10 protein-coding genes, 1 tRNA gene and 1 pseudogene are annotated in these 12,089 nt (G+C 56.1%); 3 read left to right on the forward strand and 9 right to left on the reverse strand.

What is annotated here, in order from left to right; translation table 11 throughout:
* Positions 1–107 precede the first annotated feature (107 nt).
* Positions 108–1,562 carry a PAS domain-containing sensor histidine kinase gene (locus QZ862_RS01595; RefSeq protein ID WP_296097119.1) on the reverse strand — a complete coding sequence of 485 codons (1,455 nt, stop codon included), beginning with the start codon at positions 1,560–1,562 and terminating at the stop codon, positions 108–110.
* 435 nt (positions 1,563–1,997) lie between these two features.
* Here QZ862_RS01595 and QZ862_RS01600 point away from each other — a divergent pair.
* A tRNA-Ser gene (locus tag QZ862_RS01600) sits at positions 1,998–2,087 on the forward strand.
* A 295-nt stretch (positions 2,088–2,382) separates the two neighbouring features.
* On the opposite strand, the gene QZ862_RS01605 is transcribed toward QZ862_RS01600, so the two are convergent.
* The 6 genes from QZ862_RS01605 to QZ862_RS01630 all read right to left on the reverse strand — a co-directional run bounded on the left by QZ862_RS01605 (position 2,383) and on the right by QZ862_RS01630 (position 8,427).
* Positions 2,383–3,000 carry a TetR/AcrR family transcriptional regulator gene (locus QZ862_RS01605; protein ID WP_296097099.1) on the reverse strand — a complete coding sequence of 206 codons (618 nt, stop codon included), beginning with the start codon at positions 2,998–3,000 and terminating at the stop codon, positions 2,383–2,385.
* A 347-nt stretch (positions 3,001–3,347) separates the two neighbouring features.
* Positions 3,348–4,751, reverse strand: a complete 1,404-nt coding sequence (gene hydA / locus QZ862_RS01610) for a dihydropyrimidinase (RefSeq protein WP_296097103.1) — start codon at positions 4,749–4,751, stop codon at positions 3,348–3,350.
* Between the two features lie 16 nt (positions 4,752–4,767).
* Positions 4,768–6,033, reverse strand: coding sequence for a cysteine desulfurase-like protein (locus QZ862_RS01615; RefSeq protein WP_296097105.1), 1,266 nt, complete (start codon positions 6,031–6,033; stop codon positions 4,768–4,770).
* Between the two features lie 24 nt (positions 6,034–6,057).
* The gene (locus tag QZ862_RS01620; RefSeq protein ID WP_296097107.1) at positions 6,058–6,807 is read right to left on the reverse strand and encodes an amino acid ABC transporter ATP-binding protein; all 750 of its coding nucleotides are present in this window, start codon (positions 6,805–6,807) and stop codon (positions 6,058–6,060) included.
* Positions 6,804–7,478 carry an amino acid ABC transporter permease gene (locus QZ862_RS01625; RefSeq protein WP_296097109.1) on the reverse strand — a complete coding sequence of 225 codons (675 nt, stop codon included), beginning with the start codon at positions 7,476–7,478 and terminating at the stop codon, positions 6,804–6,806. Before QZ862_RS01625 ends, QZ862_RS01620 begins: the two co-directional genes overlap by 4 nt.
* A gap of 160 nt (positions 7,479–7,638) precedes the next feature.
* Positions 7,639–8,427 carry a transporter substrate-binding domain-containing protein gene (locus tag QZ862_RS01630; protein WP_296097121.1) on the reverse strand — a complete coding sequence of 263 codons (789 nt, stop codon included), beginning with the start codon at positions 8,425–8,427 and terminating at the stop codon, positions 7,639–7,641.
* Positions 8,428–8,584: 157 nt separating this feature from the next.
* On the opposite strand from QZ862_RS01630, the gene QZ862_RS01635 reads away from it, so the two are divergent.
* Entirely contained in the window at positions 8,585–9,283 is a 699-nt protein-coding gene (locus tag QZ862_RS01635; RefSeq protein WP_296022397.1) for a FadR/GntR family transcriptional regulator, read from the forward strand.
* A gap of 213 nt (positions 9,284–9,496) precedes the next feature.
* On the forward strand, positions 9,497–10,465 hold the full coding sequence (locus tag QZ862_RS01640) for a diguanylate cyclase (RefSeq protein WP_296097111.1): 969 nt from the start codon (positions 9,497–9,499) through the stop codon (positions 10,463–10,465).
* A 284-nt stretch (positions 10,466–10,749) separates the two neighbouring features.
* Here the strand turns inward: QZ862_RS01640 and QZ862_RS01645 are convergent, their stop codons facing one another.
* The gene (locus tag QZ862_RS01645) at positions 10,750–11,514 is read right to left on the reverse strand and encodes an SDR family NAD(P)-dependent oxidoreductase (RefSeq protein WP_296022400.1); all 765 of its coding nucleotides are present in this window, start codon (positions 11,512–11,514) and stop codon (positions 10,750–10,752) included.
* Positions 11,515–11,619: 105 nt separating this feature from the next.
* A pseudogene (locus QZ862_RS01650) lies at positions 11,620–12,089 on the reverse strand (mannitol dehydrogenase family protein); the annotation flags it as partial.

Here is a 12,089-nt window from a genome sequence, read left to right on the forward strand (position 1 = left end):
GGAGTGGATGTGGAAGATACCCGACATTTTAGAGACTATTGCGCAAGCCTGCCGAGCAGATTTGCGCGGATCTTGGCCAACGCGCCCTGCATGCATCTACTGACCGGTCAATTGTCCTGCTGGAATGTAACCAGATCTGCCTCGACATTGCAGATGAGACCGGTCGGTTCATAGAGAACAGTAACCTTGCTGCAGGACGCACCGGAAATACCGGCTTTGATCAGGCGTGACCCAGCCCCCACACGCTCCGGCGCGCTTACTGGCGGACCGCTTTTTTCTTCCCAACGAAACTCGAAGAACTCTCGATCGCGAGGAATGACACGCCACGAAATCTCGATGGTGCCATCGCTCGATGAAAGAGCACCATATTTCACCGCGTTGGTAGCCAGTTCATGCAGAATGAGCGAGAGAGACAAGGCCGGACGCGAACCCACCTGAATGTCCGGTCCTCTCACCACGAAGCGTGGCTCATTCGGATCATCATGCACCGCCAGCATCTGACCGACGAGATTGCGCACTGTAGAGGAGCCGAGGCCACCCTGAATCACGGTGTCATGAGCACGGCTTAAGATATTGATGCGCTCGGCGAGCGTCTGGCGCGCTATATTCACATCGGGGGCCGAACGTAGCGTCTGAGACGCGATGGCCTGCACCATGGCCAGCTGGTTCTTGAGACGATGCCCAAGCTCATGCGCCACCATCTCCTTGTGGCGCTCTTCCGCAAGACGCTCGGTCACATCCTGCGCTTGAACAAGGATACCGGAAATCATGCCCGTGGGATCGCGCATCGGCTGATAGACGAGGTCGATCAACCTGTTCTGTTTCTCACCGGCAGGTCCACGATTGAGTTCGATCGGCTGCCCCCTCGCAACAAAAGGCTCCCCGGTTCTGTAGACTTCGTCTATCTTCTCGATATGGCCTTGGCGCACCACCTCCGGAAGCGCCTCGGCAAGTGGTCTTCCAATAATATCGCGACCAGCGCCGATGATCGAATAACACTCCTCATTGGCAAATTCGAAAACGTGGCCGGGACCGACAAGCGTGGCAATCCCGCCCGGCGAAAGCTGGAACACCTGCCGCAAGCGCTCCTGCTGCAGCTTCTGTTCGCGCCGCATCAAAACCTCGCCGGTAATTTCGGAGCAGGCACAGAACATCCCGAGCACTTCGCCAGAATGGTTACGCACGGGCGTGTACGAGAACGAAAAATGCGTTTCTTCCGGATATCCCTTGCGATGCATGGTAAATTCGATGTCATCCATCGAGGTGCCCTGGCCCGCATAGGCAGCGCTGATGATGGGCTCGACCTTATCCCAGATATCGAACCAGAGTTCCTTGAAGGATCGGCCAAACGCCTGAGGATGCCGATTGCCGCACATAAGCGCGTAACCGTCATTATAAAGAGTGGTTTGCTGCGGCCCCCAAACGATCAGCATCGGCTGCAAAGAGCCAAGCATGACGCTGACGAGAACTTTCAGCTCTACCGGCCAGTCGTCCTTGCACCCGAGAGGGCTCGCGCCCCAGTCAAAATCACGAAAAATCCGTCCGCATTCGCCCCCACTCACATAGTGCAAAGAAATCCCCTCGGAATAAGCTCGGCGAAACGTCGCCATTTGCAGCGCGGAATTGCGGACAGGGCAACGTCGCCACACGCGCTGAACCCTGTTGAAGACAGGCAACATAGCGAAAGAACAACAGACGTGCCAGATAGCTGTTGATACCCAAGGAATAACATAACCTTAAGGGCTAAATCTGCAAGAAAGCCCTTCCTCATAACAGACTTTCTGCAGACATCGCTCCCTCGGTGTGCACGGGCGTCAGACCAATCAATCGCAGAATGGTCCGAATCGCCCTCCCCTTACGCCTCGTCGAAAAGGTCTCAGCCAACGCATCCCGAAACATACCACCTCGATTGGCAAGGTTTTCAAGACAAAACAGAATTTTGCACTTGCATGGTGACAGACGTGTGGCTATGAACGGCCCGCTTACCACAGCACGCCGGAGAGGTGGCAGAGTGGTCGAATGCACCGCACTCGAAATGCGGCATACCTGCAAGGGTATCGTGGGTTCGAATCCCACCCTCTCCGCCATATTCTCACGTCCTCTCCACCAACCCCGCCTAACCTCTTGGGATTCCAACGGATGTTCAGCCAATAGCTCGTCAAGGAAAGAGCTTTGGCATGAAAGTAACAGACCGTGTAACCGGCGCTGATGGTGAACAACAGTCTCCTCGTGGTCTTAAAAAACGGAAAGGCTTGCGTTATATAACCCGCTCAGGGACGGCGTACGTCTTCCAGATGCGGCTGCCGAAGCATTTCAGCCAAGGCAGGAGTGTCGTGATGCGTTTGAGTTTAGGCCCGCGTTCTCACAGCCAAGCTCGTTACATCACTGAACATCGTTTTCGAAAATCGCATACTCGCCAAGGCTTGGCTGATCGCAAAGTGGCTGCGTCAACAAGGGCGACGAGACCGCCGTCTCGACAAGCTCTGCCTGATAGGACTTGGTGATCACCTGATTGGCAAAGAAAATCCGATAGATCAACGGCGCAAAGACCATGTCGACAAGCCGGTCGGGAGAGGGCACGGGCTCACCGCGAGACGCACAGCGATCGGTGAGATAGCGAAAATTCATGTAGACATAACCGGCGGCGACCTCGGAAATCTTGCGATTGACCAAGCGCTCTCCGAGAAGCGCTCTCATTGGCGCAGACGACAGATCATCCACCGTCTGCTCGATCCAGACCGCGAGATCGCCCCTGAAACTTCCAGTATCGGGCGGCACGGCGTCAGGCAGAAAACGCTGATTGGCCACATCGAGCAACAGTTGATCGAGCGTCACCCATCGACGGTAGATCGTCGACGGCGGCACTTCTGCCCGGGCAGCGATGAGCGCTATGGTGACGTTCTCTGCCGGGATTTCCGAAATCAGTTCTTTGACCGCCTTATGAACGGCAACCTGAATACGCTCGCTGCGTCCGCCCGGCCTTATCAGTGTCCGCGCCATCTGACGTTTCCCCTCAACTCAGGATTCCCTACCACGTTTCAAGACGTGATGATCCGGTTTAATTAGGTTGATGTTTCGGGCAGGTGAATACACTTCGCACCCACGCGGGCAAAATCGCCGCCGCGCCAGGCCGGCAGCATGAGCTCGCGATCCAGATTAGCCAGATCGACGAGGTGAGCTTTCTCATCAAGGCATTCAGCGGGGCTCGAGCGGGCTCGTTGAGCTGGAAGATCTTTGAATCGATGGGTCACTCACTATTGCTGCGAACCCGGCTCAGAGAGCGGATAACGCAAGGCGACTGCCGGACCCGGAATCGCCTTGCTGCGTTCGTCTCTATGCATCCAGCCCTATTTCACAAGCGAAGACGTCTTGCGGGTAACATATTTGCCGCGGACCTCGCCTTGAGCCATCGCGGCGTCTTCAACAATGGACTTGCCACGCAGGAGTAGCCGTATCGGCCAGCCCCGCACCTCAAGACCTTCATAAGGCGTGTAATCAGATCCATGCGCCAGCAGATCATTGGTGATGGTCACCCGCTTGTCTGGATCCCAGAGCGCCAGATCGGCGTCCGATCCAACCGCAATCGTGCCCTTCTGCGGATAGAGCCCGTAGAGTTTGGCGTGATTGGTCGAGGTTTGGGCGACGAACTGGTTGAGAGAGATGCGCCCTTTCATCACACCTTCGGAAAACAGGATCGGCAGCCGGGTGGCAACTCCTGGAATGCCATTCGGGATCCAGCGGAAGTGCCGTTTGCCCCTCTCGTTCAGCTTGCCTTCGCGGTCATCATAGCGAAACGGGCAGTGATCGGATGAGAAGAGATCGAAGACGTTCTGCTCCAGGCCCTCCCAGCACGCGTCCTGGCTTTGTCTGTCACGCGGCGGAGGAGAGCAGACATATTTTGCGCCCTCCAACGCATCCTGATCCAGATCGGCCGCTGTCAGCATCAGATATTGCGGGCAGGTTTCGCCGGCAATTTTCTGTCCACGCATCCGTGCCCTGCGAATTTCCTCCATGGCCTCGCGATTGGAGACATGAACGATGACGATTGGGACGTCCACAATCTCTGCAAGCGACAAGGCCCGATGCGTTGCTTCGCGCTCTGCTGCAATCGGCCGTGTCGTGGCATGGTATTTGGGGGCAAGCTTTCCTTCGTCTTCGTGGCGACCGATCAGATAGCGGATCGCATCTTCATTCTCGCAATGGACCATGACGAGCGCGCCGGTGCGACGCGCCGCATCGAGCGTGTCCAGTATCTGATCGTCCCGCAATCGAAGCCCTTCATAGGTCATGAAAACCTTGAGAGACGTATAGCCCGCCTCTACCAGCGCTGGCAGCTCCTGCCCCAGGACCTCAGGTGTTGGATCGGTAATGACCAGATGGAAAGCAACATCCGTGTAGCACTTGTCTTCGGCCTTGGCGTGATAGACCTTGAGGGCCTCGCGCAATGTCTGCCCTTTCTCCTGCATGCAGAAGGTCAGCACCATGCTGTTTCCGCCGATGGCCGCCGAGCGCGTTCCGCTTTCGAAGTCATCCGCCATGACAATGCCTTCCCCAGACGGCTGATCAAGGTGGACGTGGCTGTCTATTCCTCCCGGCAGCACGAAAAGGCCGGTGGCGTCGATGATCTCCGCTGCATCGTCAAGTCCGCTTGAAAGTGTCGCGATCTTTCCGTCCAGGATCCCGATGTCGCAGACAAAGGTGTCGCTTGCCGTGGCCACGGTCCCATTCCGGATGATTGTGTCGAAGCGCATCAAGGCCGTCCTTTCGTCAGCTTGCTTTTGCAAACCCTGTTTCGCCGGAGAGAATGTGGTCGAGAGCCTGCGTGAAGCGATCGACTTCTTCCAGAGTGTTGTAGTGAACCATCGATACTCTGAGCATACCGCCATGGTCTGTCAGGCCTAAATATTCGGCCAAGCGACGCGAATGGAAGTCGCCGAACCGCATGGCGATGTGATGCTGATCCATTGCCTTGCAGATCTCCGCAGCGTCTCGGCCATCCAGGCGGAATGCAATGGTGGGAACGCGGGAACTGTTCCCATTCTGGCTCTTGCCGACGATCTGGCAATCGTTTCGCGAACGCAGATAGGACAACAGTCGCTCGGTTAGCGCGTCTTCCTGTGCGGTAATCGCCCTGAAGGCGGTTACAATGCGGCTGCGAATACTTCCCGCATCGCCCGCTTGTTCTCCGAGCGTCGTCAGGTAATCAACGATGCCGCAAGTCGAATAGGCAAGCTCGTAATTCGGGTTACCCGGCTCCAGCTTGCCCGGCACTTTATCCTTGCCGTAGAAATAGTGGTAAAGCGTGTCGAGCTCGAGAAGATGGTCATACTTGCCATACATCAACGCGTAATGGGGGCCGTAGGTCTTGTAGAGGCTGAAAACGTAGTAATCCACGTCGAAGGCCTGGACGTCGACAAGACGATGGGGAGCGTAGGCCACGGCATCCACACATATCCGGGCGCCACGCGCATGAACGAAGTCGGCAATCTCGCGCACCGGATTGATGCAGCCGAGAATGTTGGACACGTGCGTTACGCAAACAAGCCGCGTGCGCTCTGACATCAAGGGCTCTAGATCAGCCAGATCGAGCGTCAAAGTTTCCTTGTTGAGTGGCCAGAACTTGATTGTCACGCCTGCCGATTTCAGACGATCCCAAGGGCCGATGTTGGATTCATGATCGCTCACGGTCACGATGATCTCATCGCCGGGCTTAAGCTGGCTTTCCATGGCGCGCGCCAGGTTCTGCAAAAGCGCAGTGGTCGAGTTGCCAAAGACGATTTCTTCCGGCCGTCCAGCATTGACAAGATGCATGGCAGCGGTGCGGGCCTCATAGAGCGCCTCAGCAGCCTTTTGCGAGACCTCATAGGAGCCACCAATCTGGACGTTTCGCTCGATCAGAAAGGTGTTGATGCGATCGATCGCACCTTGGAGAATTTGTGAGCCGCCGGCATTGTCGAAGAAGGTCCAACCTCTTCCCAAACCCGGAAATTGGCTTCGCACAAAGTCCAGATCAAGCGATGGGTGATCGTTCACGGGTGTGTCCTCCACAGACATAATTCAATGATTGAGTACGGCGCGCAGGAAGCTGCGCGTTCTTTCTTCTTGGGGGGTGTCGAATATTTGCTGAGGGGTCCCCATCTCGACCAGCTTTCCGCCATCCATGAAGATGACCCGGTCGGCCACCTGCTTGGCAAAGCCCATCTCATGCGTCACGACAATCATCGTCACGCCGGTGCCCGCCAGGCGTCGCATGACGTCCAGCACCTCTCCCACCATTTCCGGATCGAGAGCCGATGTCGGTTCATCGAACAGAAGAACCTTCGGCTCCATGGCCAAAGCGCGCGCGATTGCCACGCGCTGCTGCTGACCGCCGGAGAGTTGGCCGGGAAACTTGTCCGCCTGCTCGGAAATGCCAACACGGGCGAGCAAATCTCTAGCCCGGACAGCGGCTTCGGCTTCGCTCAGCCCGCGCACCCGCATGGGCGCCAGCATGACATTTTTAAGTACTGTCATATGCGGAAAGAGATTGAAGGATTGGAAGACCATGCCAACTTCGGCGCGCACTTTCGCCAGTTCCTTGCCTGGACGCACCCTCGTTCCGTCAACGGTGATGGTACTGTCAGTCGAGAAAGACTCAAGGTGATTGATGCAGCGGATCAGCGTCGATTTGCCGGAGCCGGACGGACCGATGATGCAGACGACTTCGCCTTCGGCGATCTGCAGATCGATGCCGTGAAGAACGGTGTATGTGCCGTAGGCCTTGAACAGCTTTTCGACGTGGATGATGTTTCTGCTGAGAGCGGTCATCTGCGTCTCCCTGCGCCGAAGCGGATTTCCAGCCGGGATACGACCGCCACCATCGGCCAGAGGAGCAGAACGTAAATCACTGCGGCTCCTATCAAGGGTGTGGGGTTTGCGCTCAAGGCCTGCGCCTGTGTTGCCTGCTTCAGAAGGTCGGGCATCGCCACCACCGACGCCAATGCCGTGTCCTTGAGAACGTTAATGGAATTGTTGGTGAGTGGTGGGATCACGATGCGGATCGCCTGGGGGAGAATGATGTCGGCCATGGTATGGCGATTGGAAAGACCAAGAGCTGCAGAGGCCTCGAATTGCCCGGTCGGTATGGCGTCGATCCCCGCCCGGAATATCTCGGCAGTGTAAGCTGCAGAGACAAGCGAAAGCGCCGCAACCGCCGACAGGAATGGCGAAAGCCTGATGCCGACAAAAGGTAGCGCGTAGTAGATGACGATGAGAAGAACGAGCAGCGGAATGGACCGGAAGACATCCACGTAGATGCGGATGAGCAGCACGATTGCTCGTGGCGCGTAAAGCCTGGCGACGGCCAGGACAAGCCCACCGACGAGACCCGCGACGATGCTGACGATGCCAATCTGAAGCGTCACGACCAAGCCCCACAAGAGTTGTGGAAGGCTCTGAACGAAGACATCGTAATTGAAGAAGGTGTTGACGAGATTCATGCCGCAAAGGCTCCCTTTAGAGCGCGACGCGTCCTCTAGGATGCATCAGAACGCTCTAACTTTTGTGAGTCTCAGCATCGCGCTTTCCAAAAATCGGTTCCGATTCCCGGATCGATGCCGTCGCCAGCGGATAAGAACTCCGCTGGCGGCTGTGGCGCTATCAGATCTTTGGCATATCCAAGACCATCACCGTCGAGGTCTTCTCTTCGGCAGGGGCTCCGAACCAGGTCTGGTGCAGCTTGGCAAGGTAACCATCCTTCTTCATCTCGGTGATGACGCCGTTGACCTGCGCTGCGAGAGGATCGCCCTTGTTGAACATGATCGAGTATTTCTCGCCCGTTGGGATGCGAGCCACCACCTTCAGTTCGGGCTTGTCTTTGACGTAATAAAGAAGGGCTGGAATGTCGCTGATGTAGCCATCGATGCGGCCAGCGACGAGATCGAGCATGGCGGGCGACAGGCCCTCAAAACGGCGAATGTCTGAAAATTTGTATTCCGCCTTGTTCTTTTCCGCCCACATATCGCCGGTCGAGCCAGTGTCGACGCCGACCACCTTGTCAGCCATCTCCTTCAATCCGGTGATGCCGGATTTTGCAGTGACGGTCAGCGACTGGTCGCTGTCGTAATAAGGCTGGGCGAAGGACACCGATTCAAGACGCTTCGGTGTAATGGTAATCGATGAGATCGCCATGTTGATGCGGCCCGACTGGACCGCGGAAAACAGGCCGTTGAACGGGGTGTTCACAAACTCGACGGATTTACCCAGGCGCTTCGCCACCTCGTTGACGAGATCGACCTCAAAGCCAACCACCTTGCCGGAAGCATCCTGAAACTCCCACGGCACATTGCCGATGTTCGCGCCAACCATCAGATCGGCTGCCTGGGCCGCTTGCATGCTCATAAATGCGATGCCTGCTGCAAGCGAGGCGGTTAGAAATGTCGCTGTCATGCGTTTCATCAGTGTTCCCCTTGTTATTTGATACACGATCGCACATTGTGGTCTAACTGGTCGGACCAGTTAGACCACACAAGCACGGACTTTGCATCTTGGCAAGCCGCGACCTTGAAAATAGATGTTGAATACGAGACGAGAGGACCGCCGCTAGATGCTGAATAAAACGCTTCTGCCCCAGACGGTGGCGCGCGAAATCCAGAGCCTGATCCAGAAAGGCGTGCTGAAACCCGGCGAAAAAATCCAGTCTCAGCGTGAACTGTCGGAACAGTTCGGTGTCAGCCGGGCCTCCCTTCGCGAAGCCTTGCTCACTCTCGAAACACTCGGGATGGTCAAGACGGAGGCCGGGCGTGGAACATTCGTCACGTCGCCTGCGGAACGTGCTGCCGGTCCCGCTGCCAATATGGCGCCATGGCGCTATTCTCAAAGCTATTCCGCTTTCGATGTATTTCAGACGCGCGCGCTTCTTGAGGGAGAAATTGCAAAGCTGGCTGCTGGCCGATTGACGCAACGCCAACTGGACGAAATGGAGCAGGCAACGGAGACAATGGAGCGCTCCTGGGAAAAGCAGGATGTGATCTCCAATGTCGAGGCCGATCTGCAATTCCATTCGACAATCGTCTCGGGCTGCTCGAATGCCATGATGCAGGCGCTCTACCAGACGGTGCGGGAACTGATCACAGAAACCCAACGCCAGCCCATTCCGATCACCGATCCAGCGCGAATGCGGAACTCGATTGCCGAACATCGGCGCGTCATCGAGGCTCTACGTCTGAATGATGGAAACTTGGCGAAGGCAGAAATGGAAACGCATATTCGCAACACAGCCCGCTGCGCTGGCCTCGATCCGTGAAAGATGTTGCGCAAAAAAATTGAGCCGTTTTCGAAAAAACGATATTGAACGGGACCGACCGTGACATAATCGTAAGTGTTGGAAGAAACCAAATATATCTCGGTTATCCACCGCTTGGCTGGAAAACCGCAACTTTCATTCAACTTTTTCAATGCAGTATGTGCGCTAAACGCCAATTTGAAGTTGGCGTCGACTTAGCCAGTGAGGTCGAAAATGCACTTGCCAACCGAACATCCGACTTCGATCCATACGAGCGAACGCCCAGCCGCTCCATCAGATCAGTTCAATCACTTGCAAGGCTTATTCGAAAAGTCGTTCAAGGCGGCTCGTGTTGGCGTCTGGGAGTGTAGCCTTCCCGACGAAACACTGACGTGGACAGATACGGTATTCGAGTTTTTCGACCTACCGCCGCAAACCCCTCTGGCAAGGGCTGATATTGTCGCGCTTTACACGCCGGAGTCTCGGGAAAAGCTGACAGTGGCACGCAATGCGGCAATAGAAGAGGGCAACGGTTTTACGCTTGATGCGGAAATTATTACCGCTAAGGGCAACTCCCGCTGGATCAGGATCACGGCTATCGTCGAGCGCAGTGAAGGACGGTCTGTACGCATTTTCGGAATGAAGCAGGATATTACCGCCGAGAAGGCCATGGTCGACAATATTCGTCGACTAGCGGAAATTGACGCGTTGACCGGGCTCGCTTCGCGCACGAAGTTTGAATCTATCTTCAACGAGATTTGCACCAGTCCCACTCACATGCAGTATGGACTGCTGCTATTGGACTTGGACGGCTTTAAAGCGATCAACGACACGTTGGGGCACCAGTCGGGCGACGAGTGCCTCAGAGAAGCGGGGAACAGGCTCACTAAAGCACTACCGGATGCTGTTCTTATATCGCGTATCGGCGGTGATGAATTTGCTGTCATTCACAGCTGCGAGTCGGCAAAGCACCTTCAAGACCTTGGAAATCGCATTGTTCAATCGCTCGAATGGTTTTGGGCTCCGTCATCATTGACCAGGCTCAAGATCAGCGCTTCTGTTGGTGGAGCCGTCATCAAAAAGGGAGCAGTGTCCAACGATGTGTTTGCACTGGCGGACCGAGCTCTCTATGCGGCAAAAGCCGGGGGTAAGAACCGTTTCGAGATCGTAAAACGAGATAATTTTTCGATGAGCGCTGCATAAGCGATTTGCGCTCTCCCGAAACGACCGACAGCGCTAGTGACGAATTCGATGCCACCATAGAGATCCGTCGATCCGTGCTGAACCGCTATCGTCGTCAATGCCGATCATGCCAAGCACAAGGCCAATGCGCCACGCTGAAGGCTGATACTAACCGAACCGCTTGGCCGTAGCGCTCAGCCAGCGGCGGATATCCTGGCCACTGCAATGCTGGCCTGCGCACCGAAAAACTTCAAGATGCAGGAACCGAAGTCTGGTTCGCAAGACAGCAATTTCGATCTGGCTCATTACCGGGTCGTATATCCGCCGTCGATGACCAGAACCTCGCCGGTGACATAACTCGAGGCTGGTGAGCACAAAAAGAGGGCCGCGGCAGCAACTTCATCTGGCTCGCCCACACGCCCCATAGGCGTCATGTCACGCCAGACAGGGAACCACTCCGGGTTCTCGATACCGCCTCGAGACATTTCTGTGTCGATGTATCCAGGGGCAAGGGCATTGACGCGGATGTTCTCAGCGGCGAGTTCACTCGCCAAACTCTTTGTCATCATATGAACCGCAGCCTTAGAGGCATTATATGCGACCTGGTTTTGAGGGATATTCGATGCAATACCGGACATCGAACCGATGTTGAGTATCACCCCTGACTTCTGGGCACGCATTGGCGCGATCGCAGCGCGGCAGGCTCGGAAGACGGCATCGACGTTGAGGCTCATAACTTTGCGCCACGTATCGTCATCGAAGTCCGCACTATCCCCATGGATGGCGACGCCTGCGTTGTTGACGAGGATATCGAGTCTGCCATTGCGCTCTAGCACCTGCTGGATCAACATATTTGCGGAAGTTTCGACCCGCATGTCAGCGGCAATGAACTCAAACTCGATCCCAGCGTCCGAAAGTGCGTCACTGGCATCTTGAACAGATGTCCGAGCACTTATTACAACTCGCGCGCCAGCTTCACCGAGTGCCTTTGCGATAGCCAGCCCGATGCCCCGCGTGCCGCCTGTGATTAGCGCAACCTTTCCATCAAGGCGAAATCTTTCAAGTATCATACGTGATCTCCCTATGCTGAAACCAGTCGGCGTCGCCTCTGTCCGAGGCCTTCGCTTCCACGTTCGAGTTGACGCGCATGACCTGTCGTCATGAACACCTGCCCGCTACGCGACCAGCCTGTTTTGAAGATAGAGTTCGAGCGTCTTTGCGGTACCCTTTTCCCACAATGTGTTTAGAGCATGAGCGAAGCGGGTGCGGAAGAGGTCTGAGTTTGCGACGTCGCCGAAAATGTCGCTCAAGGCGAGGAACGCCATCGGGTCGTCCTTTGCCTTGATCGCGGCCGCCTGCAGGCGTTCGGCGCTGGCGTCGTTGAAGACGATCTGCTTGCCGCTGTCCGAGGTTCCGTAGAAGTAGCGGCACCACAAAGCGGAAACCAGCGACAGACCGACGATGTCGAGGCCTTGGGCGAGACGGTCGGCGGTCGAGGGCAGGATGAACTTCGGTTGCCGGTTGGAGCCGTCCTGCGCCAGACGCGGAATGGTGTCGCCGATCTTCGGGTTGAGAAAGCGGCGCTCGATCAGGTCGAAGTACTCGTTGAGATCGGTGTCGGGCACTGGCGGAATGATCGGGATGA

This window comes from uncultured Agrobacterium sp. (assembly GCA_913777615.1).
In the GTDB taxonomy this organism is placed as follows: domain Bacteria; phylum Pseudomonadota; class Alphaproteobacteria; order Rhizobiales; family Rhizobiaceae; genus Agrobacterium.

Bases quoted from the DNA above. Each gene is read 5' to 3' on its own strand.
- QZ862_RS01605 (WP_296097099.1), bottom strand. From the start codon at position 3,000: ATGGCGCGGACACTGATAAGGCCGGGCGGACGCAGCGAGCGTATTCAG.
- hydA (WP_296097103.1), bottom strand. From the start codon at position 4,751: ATGCGCTTCGACACAATCATCCGGAATGGGACCGTGGCCACGGCAAGC.
- QZ862_RS01620 (WP_296097107.1), bottom strand. From the start codon at position 6,807: ATGACCGCTCTCAGCAGAAACATCATCCACGTCGAAAAGCTGTTCAAG.
- QZ862_RS01625 (WP_296097109.1), bottom strand. From the start codon at position 7,478: ATGAATCTCGTCAACACCTTCTTCAATTACGATGTCTTCGTTCAGAGC.
- QZ862_RS01630 (WP_296097121.1), bottom strand. From the start codon at position 8,427: ATGACAGCGACATTTCTAACCGCCTCGCTTGCAGCAGGCATCGCATTT.
- QZ862_RS01635 (WP_296022397.1), top strand. From the start codon at position 8,585: ATGCTGAATAAAACGCTTCTGCCCCAGACGGTGGCGCGCGAAATCCAG.
- QZ862_RS01640 (WP_296097111.1), top strand. From the start codon at position 9,497: ATGCACTTGCCAACCGAACATCCGACTTCGATCCATACGAGCGAACGC.
- QZ862_RS01645 (WP_296022400.1), bottom strand. From the start codon at position 11,514: ATGATACTTGAAAGATTTCGCCTTGATGGAAAGGTTGCGCTAATCACA.